This is a genomic window from Tardiphaga sp. (assembly GCF_028290785.1).
GTDB lineage: Bacteria > Pseudomonadota > Alphaproteobacteria > Rhizobiales > Xanthobacteraceae > Tardiphaga.
Map to the genome: position 1 here is coordinate 21,719 of NZ_JAQGJD010000227.1, position 18,916 is coordinate 40,634.

The following is an 18,916-nucleotide window of genomic DNA, read 5'->3' on the forward strand; positions in this document are numbered from 1 at the left end:
ATCTTTTAGGATTGCGTCTCAAGAACCGCCGCCGGCTCTTGCTGCGGAGGTACGTGCTCCGACAACGCAGCGTCTTGCACTAAGTCCACAGCGTCAGCCTTTGGCCGGTCATCCCCGTGATTGGGGTAAATCCGGAACCATGCGACGTACAGCGCTGGCAGAAACAAGAGTGTCAGCAACGTTCCGACAATGATGCCGCCCATCATCGCGTAGGCCATCGGGCCCCAGAAGATCTCGCGCGCGATCGGAATCAGCGCGAGACTTGCGGCGGCCGCGGTCAGCAGGATCGGCCGCATACGATGTTCGGTCGCCTCCACGACGGCTTCCCAGGCCGCGCGCCCCTGCTTCCTCAAATCCTCGATCTGCACGATCAGGATCACCGAGTTTCGGATCAGAATGCCGATCAGCGCCAGCACACCAAGGATGGCAACAAAGCCGAGAGGTGCGCCGCTTGGCAGCAGGGCCATGACGACGCCGATCACGGCGAGCGGCGCGACCGCGAATACCAGGAACAAGCGGTGGAAGCTCTGCAACTGAATCATCAGGACCGTAGCCATGACGAAAAGCATCAACGGAACGACGGCCACGATCGGCGCCTGGCTCTTAGCGCTCTCCTCGACGGAGCCGCCGATATTCACCGAATACCCTGCAGGGAGCCCCTTGGCGAACTGCGTCACCTTCGGCGCGAGCTGATCCACCACGGTCTTCGGCTGAACGTCATCGACGATCCCCGCCTTCAGCGTAATCGTGGGAACGCGCGCGCGCCGCCAGATGGTCGGCTGCTCGATCTCGTAGCGCACATTGGCCACTGCCCCGAGCGGCACCGATTGACCGCCGCCCCCCGTCAATTGCAGGTCCCGCAGCGTATCGATCGAGGCGCGCTCCGCCGTAGTAGCCCGGCCCGTGACATTCACGAGGTAGATGCTGTCACGAACCTGGGTGATCGGTGTGCCCTCAAGCACGGAGTTCAAGGTCGTCGCGATGTCTTCCGACGTCACGCCAAGCTGGCGCGCCTTGTCCTGAAGTACGTCCACCTTGACGACGCGCGCAGGCTCCATCCAGTCGAACACGACGTTGCCAAGACCGGGATTGCTCCGCACAACGCCTGCAAGTTGCTGCGAGATATCCCTGACCTTCGCGATGTCTGGCCCGCTCACGCGGTATTGCACGGGACGCCCCACCGGCGGGCCGACCTCGAGTAGCTTGACGTAGGTGTCGGTACCGGGAAACGTCTTCCTCAAATACTCCTCAAATTTCGCCTTGACGAGGTCGCGCGCTTTTACACCGCCCTTGGTCACAACTACCTGCTGGCCAAACCACGTATTGGCTGTCTGCACGTCGAACGACAGCACGAACCGCGGCGCGCCCGTGCCGACATAAGTCGACCAATGCTCGACGGAGCCATTGCCCTGTAGCTGTTCGCGCTCGAAGCGCGCCATCTGCGCGTTGGTGTCTGCAATCGAGGCGTTTTGCGGCAGATTCCAGTCGATCACCAGTTCATCGCGATCCGACGACGGAAAGAATTGCTGCTGCACGAAATTCATGCCGAACAACGCGATGAAAAACGCTGCAACCGTCACGCCGACCGTGGCCCAGCGGTAGTGCATGCAGACGAGCAGCAGGCGGGTGAACATCTGCGCCAGCCGGCCCTTCTCGTCATGGTGGCCCTTGATTTTGGCCGGTAGGATGGTGACCCCGAGCAGCGGCGTGAACAGCACCGCGACGATCCACGACACGATCAGGGAGACCCCGATCACCACGAACAGGGTGAAGGTGAACTCGCCGGCATTGCTGCTGTTCAGCCCGATCGGGATGAAGCCCGCGACGGTGACCAGCGTACCCGTCAGCATGGGAAACGCGGTCGATGTATAGACGTGGGTCGCCGCCTTCTCCAGGGGATCGCCGACCTCCAGCCGGGCCACCATCATTTCGACGGCTATCATGGCATCATCGACCAGAAGGCCCAGCGCGATGATCAATGCACCGAGCGAAATTCTCTGCAATGAAATGCCGGCATAGGCCATCACAACGAACGTAATGGCGAGAACCAGCGGGATCGCAATGGCGACGACAAGTCCGGCGCGCATGCCCAAGCTAAGAAAGCTGATGGCAAGAACGATGACTACGGCCTCGAACAGCGCTTCGGTGAATCCCGACACGGCATGCTCGACGACGACTGGCTGATCCGCGACCAGGTGAACGCCGATGCCGATCGGCAGGTCGGCAATGACCTTTGACATTTCCTGCTTCAGCGCCTCGCCGAAGTGCAGCAGGTTTGCGCCGGACTTCATGCCGATGGCAAGCCCGATCGCAGGCTGACCGCTGTACCTGAACAAGGTCTTGGGCGGATCGGCGTAACCGCGCGTGATGGTCGCGACATCCGTCAAGGGAAAGAAGCGGTCGTTGATCCGCAGGTTAACCGCTTTCAGGCTTGCCTCCGACGTGAACTGGCCGTTCACCCGCACGGCGATGCGCTCGGGGCCTTGCTGAAAGACGCCGGACGGCGCGACCGCGTTTTGCCCCTGCAGGGAAGCCATGATCGAATGGACATCGAGGCCAAGGGCCGCGATTTTCCGCGTCGAGAATTCAAGGTAAATCACCTCGTCCTGGGCGCCCAGAATATCGACCTTGCCGACGTCCGGCACGGCCAGGACCTTGGCGCGGATGCCTTCAACCTCATCGCGCAGCTGGCGCTGGGTCAAACCATCGCTGGTGAAGGCATAGATGTTGCCGAACACGTCGCCGAAGCGATCGTTGAACCCCGGTCCGATTACGCCTTGCGGAAAGTCGCCCTTGATATCCGCAATCATATTGCGGACCCGGATCCAGGTCGGCTTGACGTCGGCCGCCTTGGTGTTGTCGCGCAAATAGACGAAGACGGTGGTCTGGCCCGCGACCGTCAGGCTCTTGGTGTAGTCGAGCGATTCCAGCTCCTCGAGCTTCTTCTCGATCCGGTCAGTGACCTGACGCGTCATCTCTTCAGGCGAGGCGCCCGGCCACTGCGCCTGGATCACCATGGTCTTGATGGTGAAGTCAGGATCTTCCTGACGACCAAGCTGAAGGTACGCAAAAAGGCCTGCCGCCATGAAGGCGATCATGAAATACCAAACAAGCGAACGATGTCCGAGCGCCCAGTCGGAAAGGTTGAACGGCTTCATGGGTTCTGATCCTTGATAAGGACATGCTGCCCCGGCGTGAGGCTGTGAATTCCGGCGGTAACGATGCGCGCGCCGGGATAAAGCCCGTCGATGATGCGGGCACCTCCGGTGTCGTCGGCGAGACCGACCTTGTGCAACGACACGGTGCTGGCAGGCTGATCGACGACCCAGACAAAATTGGCGCCATCCTTGGCCAGTACCGCCGACGCGGGCACGCGCAAAGCCGGACTTTCGGCTTTGCCGAGCTTTGCCGTAACGGTCGCGCCCAGACGGAAGCTGTCTGGCGGATTGTTCAATGCGATGCGGGCGCGCCGCAGGCGCGTGACCGGATCGGCCTGGGGTGCGATCTCGCGGACCCTGCCTTCCACCTGAACGGCAGGCAGCAACTGCAAGCAAACCGTGAATGGCAGTCCAATTTCCAGTGGTACCGGGAAGTCCTCGCCGATATCGACCACCGCTTCCCTGATGTCAGGCCTCGCAACCGTCACGACATTCTGGCCGGGGGAAACCACCTGTCCGACTTCCGCGCCCACTGCAGTGACAACTCCTGCGAAATTCGCCTTGAGCTGTGCATAGCCGCGTTGCTCAATGGCCTTGATCAAGTTTGCCTGTGCATGCGCCACCGACGCGTCGGCACCGGCCCGTGCCTGCTCGGCATTGTCCAACGTCTGTTTTGTAGTGGCTTGGGTTGTGATGAGGGTTCGCTTCCGCTTCTCCGTCGCCGCAGCGGTCGCCAACTGCGCCTCGGCCTTCGCGAGCTCGGCCCTGGCCGAGTGCACTGCAAGCTCCAGAGCCGTGGAATCGATGACACCGACGGTTTGTCCGTCGCTGACGAGATCACCGACGGAGACGGGACGTCCGGTCAGGCGTCCCAAGACGCGGAACGCGAGATTGGTCTTGAACTGCGGCTCGACAACGCCCACCGCGACGGGGCCGTCCGTGCGGCCCGGCTCAAGAACCATCGACAACACGGGTCGCACAGGCTCGGGCGCTTTCGCGTCCTGCTGACATCCAGCCAGCATCAGCGCGGATACAAGTGGGCCGGTTGCGATCATGGCGCGCCGGTTCATGACGGGTCTCCCTCATATGTCACGGGCTGGCCAACGCTCAGCAGCTTGCCGCCGTCGATGACGACGCGGTCGCCCGGCTTGAGCCCGGCCTTGATCAGTACTTCACGGGCTTCATAACCGCCGATCGTCACCGGCTTGAGCGCAGCCGTTTTGGTCGCCGGATCGACGGTCCAAACCGCCGGCTTCGATCCCGCCGCCACCAACGCACTCCAGGGCAACGCGATCTCCGGCAGGGCTTTCGCTTTGACGGTTCCTGCAACGGCGCTTCCAAGCGTCATCGCGGCCGGCGGATCCTGAATGGCTACTTTGACCCGAATGGTCGAACTCTTCGGGTCAACCGCGGGCGAGACTTCCCTGACATCTCCGTTTGCCGTCGCGGCCGCGTCAGAGACCAGTGCCAGCGACACGCGGCTGCTATCGATATCGCTAAAGAAAAGCGATTCGTAGACGTCGAAGACGGCGTCCCGCTCTCCGTCCTGCGCCAGTGAAAACACCGGTTGCGCGGCCTGTACGATCTGGCCAACTTCCAGATTGCGCCCGGTGACCACGCCGGCGGCTTCGGCGCGCAGCGCAGTATGGTTCAGGGCGTCTTTTGAGGTTCCAAGCGCAGCTCTTGCTGCTTCAAGCCCACCTTCTGCGGTTCGCAATCCCTCCTGCGCCTGATCGTATGCCGTCCGCGTCGTGAAACCGCTTGCGATCAGCGCCTTCTGCCGTTCGAAGGTAGCGCTGGCTACCCGCAACTGGGATTCTGCGGCCAGCACGGCGGCGCTGGCGGCATCGACGTCGGCCTGCTGCTCGGCGGGATCGAGCACAGCCAGGACTTCACCAGCCTGGACGCTGGCGCCGACATCGACATAGCGCGCGAGCACACGTCCGTTGACGCGGAACGAGAGATCCGCGCGAAACCGGGCCTGGATTTCGCCGGTCAGGGTGACGGAGGCCTGTCGGTCGCGCGGCTGCACGATCGCCGTGCGCACGATCGCGGCCCGAGGGACAGGAGCAGCGGCGTGATCGTTGCAGCCACTCAGTGCGGTCGCGACAAGCGTAGCCGCGAGCCCGCAAAGCGCCTTCAAGGCGCCGTTGGTTCGAACGGTATTGGTCTGGTTTGAAGAGCCGGGTTTCACAGCGCATCTGCGGTCGTCCGCTCCCTCATTTACTTCACGCTGCAGAATGGCCTGCTCCAGACTTGCAGGATCCGGGCTGAGCATTGTCACGATGATCTCCACTGGTTGCGCCGGATGATCGGGGTCGAACGCGCACGTGGCGGCTCAGCCGGTCATTCGAATGAGCTGTCACAGCCCAGCTACCGAAGCCGGCTAGTGACGCAATAATCAAACTATACCGTATATTTTCTTTTACTTGCATTTCCGGCGTGGCCATGTCAAGTGAGATTTAGGCGCGCACAGACTCGTGATTGGGAATTGGTGATGGCGAAGAACAAAAGTCCAAAACGCGGCAGACCTCCCAAGGAGCTTGCCGGCGACGTCCAAACGCGGATTCTCGATGCAGCCCAGCAGCTATTCCTCGAAAAAGGATTTCGAAGCGCCAGCATCGACGATATCTCCGCACTGGCCCCCGCGAGCAAACCGACCATCTACGCCCACTTCCCCGGCAAGGAGGCGCTGTTCGTGGCCGTGGTGGCCCGGACCATCAACGGATTAACGGATTTCGAGGGGTTCACGCCGGCAGGCCGCACGACCCAGGAAAAGCTCACCAATCTCGGCATCGAGATCGTGGAAAGATTTGTCGAGGACACACTGGACCTCACGCGCGCGACGATCGCGGAGGCGCGACGATTTCCCGAGTTAAGCCGAAATGTTCACGACGCGGCGCGAGACCGCGCGGCTGGAGCCGTTTCGCAGCTCTTGAACGAGACAACGCAGAAGGTTGCGCGTTCACCAAAAGGACCTTTCAGCGCAAAACGAAGCGTTGCGACCGCGCAGATGTTCATGGATCTCATCCTGCTTCCGATGCTGATGAGATCTTTGATGGGTGAGGAATTGAAGGATCTCAGAAAGGAGCTGCCGACGTTCCTGCACGAACGGGTCAATTTCTTTCTTGCGGCTTGCGAGGCAGACTGGAAGCCGTAAATCAGGCCGGACTCCGTTTGCTATCTTTGCCACACGGCCTTGGGACGCAATTCGGCGACGGGATCGATCGACCGAGCCCACGGAGCTTGACGCAGCGCGCCGGCGCAGAAATCCATCATCTCGTCGAACGCGGGCCGAACGGTAGCGGCGTTGATCCGCGACGGATTGAGATATCCGTCCATCGCTTCAAGCAAGCAACAGGTCATCGCCATCGGATTTCCCGGTCGCAGTTCGCCGCTCCCCTGCCCGCCAGCGACGATCGCGCGCACAATCCCGTGGATCCGGTCTGCGTAAGACAGGGCGACCGTCCAGTTCTCGCGTACCGCCGCAGCGACCAATTCGTGCTGCTTGCCATCGTGCTTCAGCCGATGTTCGTGCAGCAACGAGATTGCCTTCAGAACAAACGTTAGACGCTCCACAACACAGCCGCTCCCGCCAGCCTCAAGCGTTGCGACTGCGTAGGCCTGTTCGAACAGATCGGCCACGACCGCCTCTTCGATCGCCTGCTTTGAGGGGAAGAAGCGGTAGACATTGGCGGGAGACATTGACGCCGCGCGAGCGATATCGGCAACGGTTGTCTTCTTGAAGCCGATCTCGCGGTGCAAGTGGACGGCAGCTTCCACGATCCGCCGGCAAACATCTGACGGTCTGCTCTGGGTTGTCACCTCTCGCATCGCCCTGGCCTCAGCGCGAAGGGATCGCCTGCAGTTCGCGCCGGCAGGCCTCGCCGAAGAAACGCAATGGATCCATTTCCTCCATGAACTCGGGCAAATCAACCAATTCCCGGTTTGGCGACAGATAGGTTTCGATGATCAGGCGACCTGCCCGCTCGGCGGCTTGAACGACTTCATCGCTGGACGAGATCCGCATCCGCCCGACCAGCGCATACAGGTTGACCAATTGTGGAATTTCGGATTTGTCGCTGACCAGCGCGTCGGCGTATATCTTGGAAGCCTCCTCGATGAAGCTTCGATAGAGCCGCTCGCGTTTGGAAATGGACCGGGCAAAGTGGCGGTCGCGAAGCCTGCGACGCCGAGTCACCCATCCAGTCACGATGGTGGAGATCGCCCCGAAGGCCGAGCCGCCGAACGCGGCGAAGGCGGGAAAATAAATCGTGTTCATGCGATTATTCCTCATCTTTGGCGTCTCGGCCGATCGGGTACGATCCTATTGTTCTAACTAAAGCCGTTGATGCGCCGTGCTCGAAGACGGCTCTGCAGGCGTTGCTGAGTTCCGGCTGTCTTTGCCTGAGGCAGGTTTCCACACTGGTGGCATCAGGAACGTAGCTGGCGCACAGCCGGAAAGCGTCGGGCGCGCATGCAGCCCTTTGCTCGGCAGTGCCGCGATCTTCTTGGGCTAAGACGGCCCCATTGCCGAACAAAGCCGCCAACGTGACGACTAACGTGTACTTGAACATCCTGAATCCTTTCTCCGTTGAAGCACCCTGCATTTCGAACGGAAACGCAGCCTCACGCTCCGCCGTCCGCCATACCGACAGCTCCGAACACGCGTTTGTGAGTCTTTGGCCTTGACACATCCCGCAGCTCGGGATTTATATGAACTATACGGTGTAGTATATTTTGGAGGATGAAAATGTCAACGCTGTTGTTATTGCTGGCGAGGGAAAATCCATGGCCCGGGCTCGCGGTCGCATCGCTCAACTTGATTGTCGCTTTGTCCCTTGTCGGCATAAGCCTGCTGCTGGGCGTCACAATTTCGTTGCTCGCCTGGTTTGGCACGCTCGTCGATCGCGGGGCGGTGCCGGTCCGGCGTCGCTCAGAGCGGAGGGCCGCTCCATGACGCCAGCCCTTCTCCTCGCCCGCGACTGCATCATCTATTGGGTCAACGTGTGGCTTGCGCCGGTTGAGGGTGCCTTCGACTTGATCGAGTCGGAGCTCGTGCGCAGAGGCGTCGAGCTTGAGGTAGCCAAACGCCCTTCCCTGCCGGCCGCCTGACCCGGTTTCAACCGGTCGCGGCGACGGCACTTCGCTGCGCCGCGAGCACAGTCCCGGCCAGTACAGCCTCGTGCCAAACCAGGTCGCCGGTCATGTTTAACCAGAACCACAGGATCTACCCCATGCCCAGGAAACGGTTGTTTGCCCTCATCGTTTGGTCCGCTGCCCTCGCCAGCACGGGAGCGATGGCCGACGTCCCGCCGGCCCCTGTCGATGCTGAACGGCCGCGCGCGGCCGCACCCGGCGATGTCGATGAAGCAGCGAAGCGCCGTGTGCTCGAGCAATTCCGCACCGTCCGGGTACCGCTCGGTCAGGCGATGGCAACTGCGGAACGTCTGCATGAAGGTTCAAGGGCGGCAGACATCAGCTTCGAGGTATCGAGCCAGGCCGTCTATCGCGTGCGCACGATCAAGAAAGAGCGGGTCTGGGAAAACGTCATAGATGCGAACACCGGAATCGTATCGCAGGCGGAGATCGCATCATCGCTGAAAGAGCTTGATCGAGAAGATCTCGCCAACATCGTCGCCCTGAAGTGGATCAAACAGGAGCTGTCGGATGCGGTGCGGGTCGCTGAGAAAGCCGCGGAGGGAAACGCGCTCGCCGGTGGGCTCGTGAAGCAGAATGGCAAACTTAACTTCGTGGTCATCGTGGCCAGTGGCGGTCACTTGAAGGAAGTGATGCTCGAGCCGCCCAAGGTCGGAGCACTGCAGCGATGAAGAAGGCCTTCCGCCCAGCATCCAACGTCGGCCTTCATCGCACCTGGTAGGCGCCAATCGAAACGCGATGAGGAGATCTTGATGGCTACCGATGTCGTCGTGTGCCGCTAACAACAGGCGACGCCATCGAATCTTCAGCTTTCGCGGCAGCAGCTTCCCGATGCAGCGCTACGGCCTGCTCCGCAGCCGCCACCGCTCGGCCGTAACGGAACCAGGGAATCCGCGGCCAGAGATGATGCACCAGATGATAGTTTTGGTTCAGCATCAGGACCTGGGGCAGCCTGCCGCGAAACATCCGCGTACTTTCTAGCGGGTGCGTGGATGTGTGCGGATAATGCACCGCCCATGCGCCCGACAATTCAAGCAGCGCGCCGGAAATCAGCGCGGGTCCGATCCAGCCCCACAGCAGGAATTCGATGCGTCCCGTCGAGACGCATGCAGCGATCACCGATATCTGTAGCGCGACCGTCGCCAGATGTTCCAATAGTTGTCGGCGCCTGCCCGCCCACAACCCCCTGCGCAACATGAAGTGATTGTCGTGCAGAAGCCGTACCACCGTCCACGGCGGCAGCAGCCAACGCGGCCGGCGTCCGATGACGAAGTCGGGATCGCGCTCGGCGTCGTTGGTGAAGGCGTGATGCTGCAGGTGGATGACGCGGAAAAGCGGAAACGACAGGCCTTCGATCGCCACCGAAATGCGCCCCATCCAGGCATTGATACGGCGGTCCGGATGCGCGTTGCCGTGCACGGCCTCGTGGCCGACGGTGTAAAAACAATACAGACATAGGAACGCCACGGCGCCGGCGGCATAGCGCGAGATCGCGCCGTTCCAGAACAGCAGCGCGGACGCTGTAAGGACCGTCAGGTCGATGGCGAACACCCATACGGTGGGATTGCCGACCAGTCGTTCCGGTAGCTGGATCAGCGAGCGATCGATCTGAACATTCGAGATGCGCGCCATCTGGCGCCTCCGCGTGGTCCGCGTGTGTGTATCCTGCGCGTATCGACACATCGAAAAAAGCAAAATGCACTTATTGGTTGTATTATCTTTACATTGCCCTTTTTCCATGTGTAAAGTGCACTGTGTCGAATTGAACAGCCCACTGAAATCGGCGGCAGGCACGTGCCTGCCGCAGCAGCCTTCCGTTGTCGCCCGCGTAAAGGGAGCAGCTTGTGGTCGAAGCACTTGCAACCGAGGCATCCGCAACCCGGCCATCCGCCGCGCCGGAACCGATCGCCATTATCGGCATCGGCTGCCGGTTTCCCGGTGGCGCAGACAGCCCGGAGACGTTCTGGGCGCTACTGCGCGAAGGGATCGATGCCGTCGGGGAAATTCCCGGTGACCGCTGGGATGTTCGTACCTATTACGATCCCGATCCGCGCAAGCCCGGCAAGATGAACACGCGCTGGGGCGGTTTCCTTGAGCAGATCGACAAGTTCGACGCGCTGTTCTTCGGAATTTCGCCGCGCGAGGCGGCCCTGATGGACCCACAGCAGCGCCTGTTGATGGAGCTGGCATGGGAAGCGCTCGAACACGCCGGGCAACCTGCGGCGCGGCTTGCCGGCAGCGGCACTGGCGTGTTCGTCGGGATATCCAGCCATGACTACGGCGATATCCAGATGGGTGACCGCGCCAACGGCGACTACGACCATTACCTGATGACGGGCAGCGCGTTGAGTATCGCCGCCAACCGGTTGTCCTACTTCTTCGATTTTCAGGGGCCGAGCCTGGCGGTCGATACGGCCTGCTCGTCGGCGTTGACTGCCACCCACCTCGCCTGCCGAAGCCTGTGGAGCGGGGAATCGTCGCTGGCGCTGGCGGGGGGCGTCAACATCATCCTTGAGCCGGTCACCAGCATCGGCTTCAGCAAGGCTTCCATGCTGTCGCCGGACGGCCGCTGCAAGGCTTTCGATGCACGCGCCAACGGTTACGTGCGCAGCGAGGGCGGCGGCGTCGTAGTGCTTAAGCCGCTGTCCAAGGCGATGGCCGACGGCGATACCGTCATCGCCACGATCGTCGGCACGGCCGCCAACCAGGACGGCCACTCCCAGGGCATGACCGTCCCCAGCTACGCCGCGCAATCGGCGCTGCTCGCGGCCGCCTACAGGCAGGCGGGGATCGCGCCGCATCTGGTGCCCTATGTGGAAGCCCACGGTACCGGCACGCCGGTCGGCGATCCGATCGAGGCGAGCGCTCTCGGCTCTGTTTTGTCGGAGGGACGCGCGGCGGATCGGTTTTGCCGGATCGGCTCGGTCAAGACCAACATCGGCCACCTCGAGGCGGCGTCCGGCATCGCCGGCCTGATCAAGGCCGCGCTGGCACTGCAGCACCGGGAGATCCCGCGCAACTTGCACTTCGAGCAACCGAATCCAAAAATCCCTTTCAAGGACCTGAAGCTGCGCGTACAGCAAATTCACGAACCGTGGCCGGCCGGAGAAGCGACCATCGCGGGCGTCAATTCATTCGGCTTTGGCGGCGCCAATGCGCACGTGGTGTTGCGGGCCGCGGAGCCATCGATGGCGTCATCGCTGCCCGCTTCGCAACTCGAGGCCGATCGCGCCTGCCTGTTTCCGCTTTCCGGCCGCAGTCCTGAGGCGCTGAACGCTTGCCTCTCTGGTCTGCGGAAATTTATCGATCCTGTAAACTCGCCGCACTCGGCCGCATCGCTGCACGACCTCTGCTACACCGCAAGCACCTGCCGGCAGCACCACGATATCCGCCATGCGCTCACGGTGCAATCCAAAGACGAACTGCTGCAGCAGCTCGATGCGCTGCTGTCACGGCAGGCGCTGCCAGCCGTCGCGGCACGCAGCGCAGCCAGCCGGCCGAAGATCGCCTTTGTCTTTTCCGGAATGGGCTCGCAATGGTGGGGCATGGGCCGGCAACTCCTCGCCGAGGAGCCGATCTTCCGCGCGGCCATCGCCCGATGCGACGAACTGTTCGAACCGCTGAGCGGATGGTCGCTGCTGTCGGAATTTCAAGCGCCGGAGGCGGCGTCACGGATGGCCGACGCCGATGTCGCGCAGCCCGCAGGGTTCGCGCTACAGGTCGGGCTGGCGCTTCTGTGGCGTTCGCGCGGGATCGAGCCGGACTTCATCGTCGGACATAGCGCCGGCGAAATAGCAGCAGCCCATGTCGCCGGCGCACTCGGTCTCGACGATGCGATCCGCGTGGTGTTTCACCGCAGCCGGCTGCAGCACCGCATGACCGGCCAGGGACGGATGCTGGCGGTCGCGCTGCCATATGATGAGGCGGCGCAGATGCTGCATGCCGTGGAGGACCGGGTTTCGATCGCCGCGATCAACAGCGGCCGTTCGATCACCCTGGCCGGCGATGCGGCTACGTTGGCGCGGATCGAGCAATCGCTGACGGCACGACGGGTGTTCTGCCGATTCCTCAATGTCGGCGTCCCCTATCACAGCCACTTCATGGATGCTCTCCGCGACGAGTTGCTCGAGTCGCTGCACTCCATCCGGCCGGCGGTCGCCTCGTTGCCGATCGTCTTGACGGTGACCGGAGAGCTTGCGGGGAACAGCGCATTCGACGCGGACTATTGGTGGCACAACGTCCGCGATCCCGTGCTATTCGCATCGGCGATCGACGGGCTGATCGCGCAAGGCTGCGAGACGTTCGTCGAACTCAGCGCCCATCCGGTGCTGACGGGCGCCATCGCGGAGAACCTTGTCGCACGTGGCGTCCGCGCCGGCACGGTGCTGCCATCGCTTCGACGCGATGACGACGACCGCGCCACCATGCTGGCTTCGCTGGGCGCGCTGTACACGCAAGGCGCAGCGGTGCACTGGCACGCGCTCTATCCAGACGGTGGCAGGCGGGTGCCGCTTCCCGCCACACCGTGGCTGCGTGAACGGCACTGGACTGAATCCCGAGACGCCCAGCAACAGCGGCTGGGCCGCTATCAGCACCCGCTGCTGGGGCGCCGCCTGAACACCGCCAACCCCACCTGGCAGGCTACCCTCGACCGCAGGCGACTGCCCTTTCTCGAGGATCACCGCATTCACGGCAGCGTACTCGTGCCCGGCGCTGCCTATGTGGAAATGGCGCTGGCGGCCGGCAGCGAAATCTTCGGGCACGATGTGATCTGCGAAGATATCCAGTTCGAACGCGCGCTGTTCGTGCCCGACCAAAGTATGCCGGAACTGCAGTTCGTGTTCGACGCACGCGATGCCAGCTTCAATATCTGTAGCAGCGCCACGCGGGCATCCGAGGAATGGACGCACCACGCCAGCGGCAAGCTGCGCCCTAGCATGAACGGCCGCCCGGCAAAGGTCATCGCCATCGACGAGGTCCGTGCGGCGGCGATCCGGCAGCTCGCCAAGCCCGAAATCTATCGGAAGCTCGCGGCCATGGGGCTCAACTACGGCCCCCGCCACCAAGGTGTCGAACGGATATGGCTGGGAGATGGCGAGGCGTTCGGGGAAATCGTTGCGCCGGACTGCATCACAGGCACCGGCGAAGATTATCAGGATTACTATATCCACCCGGCCATGCTCGACGCCGCCTTCCAGGTGTTGATCGGCGCGGTGCTTGGGCGCGATGAGGCCAGCGCCAAATCGGGCGTCTACGTCCCTATCAGCATCGAACGGCTCCGGATCAAAGGCCGGCTCGGCCGCCGCTTCATGAGCCATGCGCGGATTTCCGCGTGGGGTCCGAACGACCTCGAAGGCGAAATCACCTTGCTCGACGACGACGGCATCGCACTGATCGAGATTCGCGGGCTGCGCTGCCGTCGGCTAGCGGGCACGCGAACCGATGTGATCGGCGACCACTTCTACGAATTCCAGTGGCACCTCAAATCGCTGGCCGGGTCGGCGGCCTGGCAACCAGCCAATGCCGGCGCGCCTGCCCTGCATGTCGAGCAGCTACGCAACCGCGCGACGCAGCTTAGCGAAGCGCACGATCGCGAGAAATACTACGCGTCCATCGCCCCGCAACTGAACGGTCTGGCACGCGATTATATCGTCGCCGCATTCACGCAACTCGGTTTCAATTTCGAGCCCGGCTTGCGTATCGCGCTTGCCGAGTTCAAATCGAAGTTCGGCGTGGCTGTACAGTACCATGCACTAGCGGCCCGGCTCATCGATATGCTCGTGGAACATGGCGTGCTGCGGACGGACGCTAAGGAAATCGTGGTGAGTGCCCGGCCCGAACCCATCGACGGCGACCTGCGCCGGCTCGAACTGCTGCAACGATATCCCGACTACAGCACCGAGCTGGAACTGATGGCGCGCTGCGGCGCGCGGCTGGCCGACGTGCTGCGCGGCGAGTGCGATCCGCTACAACTGGTCTATCCGCAGGGCGACAGCACGGTTGTCGAACGACTGTATCGCGACGCGCCCTCCTGCGTGATCTACAACGAAATTCTTCGCGATGTCGTTGCCGCGGCGATTGCGCGGCTGCCCTCCGACCGGCCGATCCGGATTCTGGAAATCGGCGCCGGCACCGGCGGCCTGACCTCGCATATTTTGCCGATCCTACCGGCGAGCCGCGTCGAGTACTTCTTCACCGACGTGTCGCAGCTGTTTGCCGCGGACGCGACGAGGACATTCTCCAACTATCCTTATGTCCAGTACCGCCACCTTGACATCGAGTCCGATCCGATTGCGCAGGGCTGGAACGGCCATTCGTTCGATCTCATTCTGGCATCGGACGTGCTGCACGCGACCGCAGACCTCGACAGCACGCTCGCCCGTGTCAAATCGCTGCTAGCGTCGAACGGCTTACTCGCACTGATCGAACTGGCCCACACGCCGCACTGGGCGGAGTTGATCTTCGGGTTGCTGAAAGGCTGGTGGCTGTTTTCCGACACTGACGTCCGGCCGAAACATCCTTGGCTGCCTTATGGCGGTTGGCACTCCCTGCTGGAGCGCCAGGAATTTTCCGGTATTGCCGGTCTGTCGGATATCGATGAAGCCGCCGGCCCCGTCCACAGCGTTATTTTCGCGAGCGGACCGGCGGTCGATCACCCCATGCAAGTTCCGAAACCCTCGCCCGTCATAAGCGGCGATTCCGGTTGCTGGCTGGTGTTCGCTGACAAGAGCGGTGTGGCGCACGATCTCGGCGCACTGCTGCAGGCGCGCGGCGATACTGCGATCATGGTTTACCCCGGCGAGGTCAATTACCAGATCGACGGAATTGAATTTGACGTCGCGCTGAACGACGCGCCGGCACTGGCGCACGTCATCGACAGCGTCGCCGCAGCCAAAACCCCGTGCAAGGGGATCGTGCACCTGTGGTCGCTCGACACACCGGCCTCGAATGGCGACTCCACCGCGGATATCGAAGCGGCGCAGATACTCGGCTGCGAGAGCGTCGTCCATCTCGCGCAGGCGCTCGATCGGCAAGCGCGCTGGGACGCGCCGCCGCGGCTATGGCTGGCGACACGCGGGACGCAGACCGTCGGAGGGCTGACCGCAAGCTGCCCCGCCCACGCGCCGATGTGGGGCGTCGGTCGGGTAATCTCGAACGAACTGCATGGCCTGAACTGCGCTCTCATCGACCTCGATCCCATCGACCGCGGCGACGATGCCGCAGCCATTTTGGCAGAGCTGCTCGCCAACGATGGCGGCGCCGAGGTCGCGATCCGCAGCCAAGGGCGCTACGTCAACCGCTTGGTCAGGCTACCACCCCGGGCACTCGAACCACCGGCCGTCACCACCGAGGAAGCACAGCAACCAGGCGCGTTTCAATTGGAGGTCGTCAAGCCCGGCTCGCTCGACAGCCTGGAGGCGCGCCGGATCGAGCGCCCGATTCCAGGCCCCGGCGAAGCACTGATCCGCGTCGAAGCGATCGGCCTCAATTTCAGGGACGTCATGAAGGCGCTCGGGATCTATCCCGCCGAGAGCGATGATCCGCTGTGGCTCGGCGACGAATGTTCGGGAACCATCGTCGCGCTCGGCGAAGGCGTCAACGACTTCCGGGTTGGCGACGATGTGCTGTGTATCGCGCCGGGATGCTTCGGCGCTTTCGTGACGACGCCCTCCGCGTTTGCCGTACACAAGCCAACGGCAATGAGCTTCGAAGATGCGGCGACGATCCCTATCACCTTCCTAACGGGTAGCTTTGCCTTGAATCACCTCGCGGTCATGGCCCCGGGCGAACGCATCCTGATCCATGCCGCAGCCGGGGGCGTCGGGCTGGCCGCGATCCAGTTGGCGCAACAGGCAGGCGCCGAGATATTCGCCACCGCCGGCAGTCCGGAGAAGCGTGACTACGTCAAGTCACTCGGCGTCCAACACGTGATGGACTCGCGCAGCCTGGATTTCGGCGACGAAGTGATGGAGCTGACCGGCGGAGCGGGTGTCGATATCGTGCTCAATTCATTGGCCGGCGAAGCCATCGCCAAGGGGCTGTCGGTGCTGGGCGATCATGGTCGTTTCATCGAGATCGGCAAGCGCGACATCTACCAGAACAGAAAGCTCGGCCTGCGACCGTTTAAGCGCAACATTTCGTTCTTCGCGGTGGATCTGGCGAAGGCATTCCGGACCCGCCCGGCTTTCATCGGCGCGATGTTCCGCGACCTGATGCGGCACTTCAAATCCGGCGCGCTGCGGCCGCTGCCGAGGAGGGTCTACCCGATGCACGGCGTGATCGATGCCTTCCGCCGCATGCAGCAGGCCCGGCATATCGGAAAGATCGTGGTGTCGGCAACCGGCGCGCCGGTCACCGTGGCCCCGGTACCGCGCCGAGACAACCTCGTCAGCGCCAACGCAACTTACCTGATCACCGGCGGCTATGGCGGCTTCGGCCTGACCATCGCGCAATGGCTGGTCGAGCAAGGCGCGCGGCATCTCGTCCTGACGGGGCGGACAGGAAATCCATCGCCCGACGCGCAAGCGAGGATAGATCAGCTACGCCTGACGTGCCCGGTCGATATCGTCGCCGCCGACGTCGCAGATGAAGCAGGCATGACAGCATTGTTTGCCGATATAGCGGCGTCGAGGCCGCCGCTCAAAGGCATTGTCCACGCCGCGATGGTGCTCGACGATGGCGCGATCCCGCAGCAAACCACCTCGCGCATGCGGGCGGTGATGGGCCCGAAGGTGAGCGGCGCGTGGAATTTGCATCACCTCACGGTTGAGATGCCACTGGATTTCTTCGTGCTGTTCTCCTCAGTGACATCGCTGGTGGGAAATCCCGGCCAAGCCAACTACGTCGCCGCCAACAGCTTCCTCGATGCGCTGGCGCACCACCGCCACGGCCTCGGGCTGCCGGCCCTGGCTATCAACTGGGGCGCAATCGGCGAGGTCGGCTATGTCGCGCAGCACGACGACATCGGCCGCCACCTCGATCGCATGGGCATCACGGCCTTTGCGCCATCGGAAGCGCTCGCGATTTTCGAAGCCGCGCTGCGGAGCAATCGCGCCCAGCTCGGCGCCGCGCGCCTCGACTGGCAAAGGATCGCCGCGGCCCTGCCGCAGTTTGCCGCGTCGGGCCGATTCACGCATCTGGTGCAGCACGCCACCGCGCCTGAAGCGCCGGACAAGGCCGGCGACTTCGCGGGCCGGATGCAATCGACAGTCGCAACCGAGCGCCCCGCCCTGCTCGACGGTTTCCTGCGCGAGCGGGTCGCCACGGTGTCCGGCGCCTCGGTGTCCAAGCTGAATTTCGATCTTCCGATCGCCGAACTCGGGATCGACTCGCTGATGGCCGTCGAATTGGAGACCGTGATCCGGGCGGAAATCGGGATCGACCCGCCAGCCGGCCTGCTGCTCGATCCGGATGTCACGGTCGCCGAACTCGGCCGCCGGCTGCTGGAGATACTGGCGGCCAGAGCCGGGGCGAACTCCAATGACGGACCGAAGCCGGACACGGATCATGCACCACCGCGCGATGTCGTCGCCGCATAGGCCCACCAAAGGGAAGAACGATCGGTGACAGCTATCTTCGTCACGGGCGCCACGGGCGTCGTCGGCCAGGCTCTGATTGCGCGCCTTCCGTGGGCGCAATTGTATTGCCTGGTTCGGCGAACCCCAGTGAGCGGACGGAACATCCAGCCGATCGCCGGCGACATCTCGCTTCCGCGTCTGGGTCTGACGCGCAGCGAATATGTCGAACTGGCGGGTCGGATCAATCTGGTCGTCCATGCCGCGGCGATCACCGACTTCGAACAGCCGCAGGACACGATCAATCAGACTAATGTCGAGGGCACCCAAAACATCATCGAACTAGCCTGCACCGCGAGCGTGCCGCTGTATTACATCGGCACCGCCTTCAGTGAGACCAGGACCAGCATCGGCGGCTTTGACGCCAACAGCTATGAAATTTCAAAACGTGCGGCGGAACAGGTTGTTCGATCGAGCGGCGTGCCGCACGTGATCCTGCGCCCGTCCGTCGTGGTGGGAGATTCTCGCACGGGCGCGATCAGCCGCTTTCAGGGCTTTCATCTGGTGATGGGCCTGCTGCTGCGAGGACTGCTGCCGATGGCCCCGGCAGCGCCGTCGTCCTATATCGACTTCGTGCCGCAGGATCTGGTCGCCCGCATCATCGCCGGATTGATCGAGCGCGGCGACACTCATGGCGAGCACTGGCTGACGCTCGGTGATAGCGCCATCACACTGCAACAGCTCGTGGAGTGGTGCCTCGAACACGCGACGCGCCTGACAGGGCGAACAGTCGCCAGGCCGCGGGCGTTCAGTCCCGACGCCTTCGAACGTTTGATCCGCCCGGTGTTCCTGCCGGCTCTGCCTCCGCATCTGCGGCAGCTATTCGACCGGGCCCTGCACATGGCGCGATACTTCAACATCGACCAGGCATTTCCCAGTTCGGTGCCGCGCCTCTGTGCCGAGCTGAACATCGAGAAGCTGCCGCAGCCCCAACCGACCCTGGCGCGCAACATCGAGTATTGGGCGAGACGGAACGATTTCGGTGGCGAAGTCGCGCAAGCCCTGCCCGCCTGACGGATGCAA

At 62.9% G+C, this 18,916-nt stretch carries 13 protein-coding genes; 6 read left to right on the top strand and 7 right to left on the bottom strand.

Annotated elements, in window-relative coordinates; all coding sequences use genetic code 11:
* Positions 1-5: 5 nt before the first annotated feature.
* The 3 genes from JWR89_RS13885 to JWR89_RS13895 are packed head-to-tail and all read right to left on the bottom strand — an operon-like array spanning position 6 to position 5,436.
* Positions 6-3,158: an efflux RND transporter permease subunit gene (locus tag JWR89_RS13885; RefSeq protein WP_299717180.1), complete on the bottom strand. Its 3,153-nt coding sequence runs from the start codon at positions 3,156-3,158 to the stop codon at positions 6-8.
* Entirely contained in the window at positions 3,155-4,228 is a 1,074-nt protein-coding gene (locus JWR89_RS13890; RefSeq protein WP_299717088.1) for an efflux RND transporter periplasmic adaptor subunit, read from the bottom strand. The genes JWR89_RS13885 and JWR89_RS13890 overlap by 4 nt, the downstream gene beginning before the upstream one ends.
* Positions 4,225-5,436: an efflux RND transporter periplasmic adaptor subunit gene (locus JWR89_RS13895; RefSeq protein ID WP_366142989.1), complete on the bottom strand. Its 1,212-nt coding sequence runs from the start codon at positions 5,434-5,436 to the stop codon at positions 4,225-4,227. Before JWR89_RS13895 ends, JWR89_RS13890 begins: the two co-directional genes overlap by 4 nt.
* Before the next feature lie 219 nt (positions 5,437-5,655).
* On the opposite strand from JWR89_RS13895, the gene JWR89_RS13900 reads away from it, so the two are divergent.
* A complete protein-coding gene (locus JWR89_RS13900) occupies positions 5,656-6,318 on the top strand; it encodes a TetR/AcrR family transcriptional regulator (RefSeq protein WP_299717111.1) in 663 nt (220 codons plus the stop codon).
* 20 nt (positions 6,319-6,338) lie between these two features.
* Here JWR89_RS13900 and JWR89_RS13905 read toward each other — a convergent pair whose 3' ends face one another.
* Genes JWR89_RS13905 through JWR89_RS13915 form a run of 3 tightly spaced genes read right to left on the bottom strand, consistent with a single transcriptional unit; the run spans position 6,339 to position 7,735 of the window.
* Positions 6,339-6,992: a TetR/AcrR family transcriptional regulator gene (locus JWR89_RS13905; protein ID WP_299717113.1), complete on the bottom strand. Its 654-nt coding sequence runs from the start codon at positions 6,990-6,992 to the stop codon at positions 6,339-6,341.
* A 10-nt stretch (positions 6,993-7,002) separates the two neighbouring features.
* Positions 7,003-7,440: a hypothetical protein gene (locus JWR89_RS13910; protein WP_299717115.1), complete on the bottom strand. Its 438-nt coding sequence runs from the start codon at positions 7,438-7,440 to the stop codon at positions 7,003-7,005.
* Positions 7,441-7,444: 4 nt separating this feature from the next.
* Complete coding sequence (locus JWR89_RS13915) at positions 7,445-7,735, bottom strand: hypothetical protein (protein WP_299717117.1); 291 nt, start codon at positions 7,733-7,735, stop codon at positions 7,445-7,447.
* Between the two features lie 176 nt (positions 7,736-7,911).
* On the opposite strand from JWR89_RS13915, the gene JWR89_RS13920 reads away from it, so the two are divergent.
* The 3 genes from JWR89_RS13920 to JWR89_RS13930 all read left to right on the top strand — a co-directional run bounded on the left by JWR89_RS13920 (position 7,912) and on the right by JWR89_RS13930 (position 8,989).
* Entirely contained in the window at positions 7,912-8,118 is a 207-nt protein-coding gene (locus JWR89_RS13920; RefSeq protein WP_299717119.1) for a hypothetical protein, read from the top strand.
* Positions 8,115-8,273 carry a hypothetical protein gene (locus JWR89_RS13925; protein WP_299717121.1) on the top strand — a complete coding sequence of 53 codons (159 nt, stop codon included), beginning with the start codon at positions 8,115-8,117 and terminating at the stop codon, positions 8,271-8,273. The genes JWR89_RS13920 and JWR89_RS13925 overlap by 4 nt, the downstream gene beginning before the upstream one ends.
* A gap of 122 nt (positions 8,274-8,395) precedes the next feature.
* Entirely contained in the window at positions 8,396-8,989 is a 594-nt protein-coding gene (locus JWR89_RS13930; protein WP_299717123.1) for a PepSY domain-containing protein, read from the top strand.
* 85 nt (positions 8,990-9,074) lie between these two features.
* Here JWR89_RS13930 and JWR89_RS13935 read toward each other — a convergent pair whose 3' ends face one another.
* Positions 9,075-9,950: a fatty acid desaturase gene (locus tag JWR89_RS13935; RefSeq protein ID WP_299717125.1), complete on the bottom strand. Its 876-nt coding sequence runs from the start codon at positions 9,948-9,950 to the stop codon at positions 9,075-9,077.
* 212 nt (positions 9,951-10,162) lie between these two features.
* Between JWR89_RS13935 and JWR89_RS13940 the strand changes: the two genes are divergently transcribed.
* Both JWR89_RS13940 and JWR89_RS13945 read left to right on the top strand, forming a co-directional pair.
* Entirely contained in the window at positions 10,163-17,857 is a 7,695-nt protein-coding gene (locus JWR89_RS13940; RefSeq protein WP_299717127.1) for a type I polyketide synthase, read from the top strand.
* Positions 17,858-17,881: 24 nt separating this feature from the next.
* Positions 17,882-18,907 carry an SDR family oxidoreductase gene (locus JWR89_RS13945; RefSeq protein ID WP_299717129.1) on the top strand — a complete coding sequence of 342 codons (1,026 nt, stop codon included), beginning with the start codon at positions 17,882-17,884 and terminating at the stop codon, positions 18,905-18,907.
* Positions 18,908-18,916: the final 9 nt, after the last annotated feature.

Excerpts from the sequence above, each read along its gene's own strand:
- JWR89_RS13885 (WP_299717180.1), bottom strand. The coding sequence starts at position 3,158 with ATGAAGCCGTTCAACCTTTCCGACTGGGCGCTCGGACATCGTTCGCTT.
- JWR89_RS13890 (WP_299717088.1), bottom strand. The coding sequence starts at position 4,228 with ATGAACCGGCGCGCCATGATCGCAACCGGCCCACTTGTATCCGCGCTG.
- JWR89_RS13895 (WP_366142989.1), bottom strand. The coding sequence starts at position 5,436 with ATGCTCAGCCCGGATCCTGCAAGTCTGGAGCAGGCCATTCTGCAGCGT.
- JWR89_RS13900 (WP_299717111.1), top strand. The coding sequence starts at position 5,656 with ATGGCGAAGAACAAAAGTCCAAAACGCGGCAGACCTCCCAAGGAGCTT.
- JWR89_RS13905 (WP_299717113.1), bottom strand. The coding sequence starts at position 6,992 with ATGCGAGAGGTGACAACCCAGAGCAGACCGTCAGATGTTTGCCGGCGG.
- JWR89_RS13910 (WP_299717115.1), bottom strand. The coding sequence starts at position 7,440 with ATGAACACGATTTATTTTCCCGCCTTCGCCGCGTTCGGCGGCTCGGCC.
- JWR89_RS13915 (WP_299717117.1), bottom strand. The coding sequence starts at position 7,735 with ATGTTCAAGTACACGTTAGTCGTCACGTTGGCGGCTTTGTTCGGCAAT.
- JWR89_RS13920 (WP_299717119.1), top strand. The coding sequence starts at position 7,912 with ATGTCAACGCTGTTGTTATTGCTGGCGAGGGAAAATCCATGGCCCGGG.
- JWR89_RS13925 (WP_299717121.1), top strand. The coding sequence starts at position 8,115 with ATGACGCCAGCCCTTCTCCTCGCCCGCGACTGCATCATCTATTGGGTC.
- JWR89_RS13930 (WP_299717123.1), top strand. The coding sequence starts at position 8,396 with ATGCCCAGGAAACGGTTGTTTGCCCTCATCGTTTGGTCCGCTGCCCTC.
- JWR89_RS13935 (WP_299717125.1), bottom strand. The coding sequence starts at position 9,950 with ATGGCGCGCATCTCGAATGTTCAGATCGATCGCTCGCTGATCCAGCTA.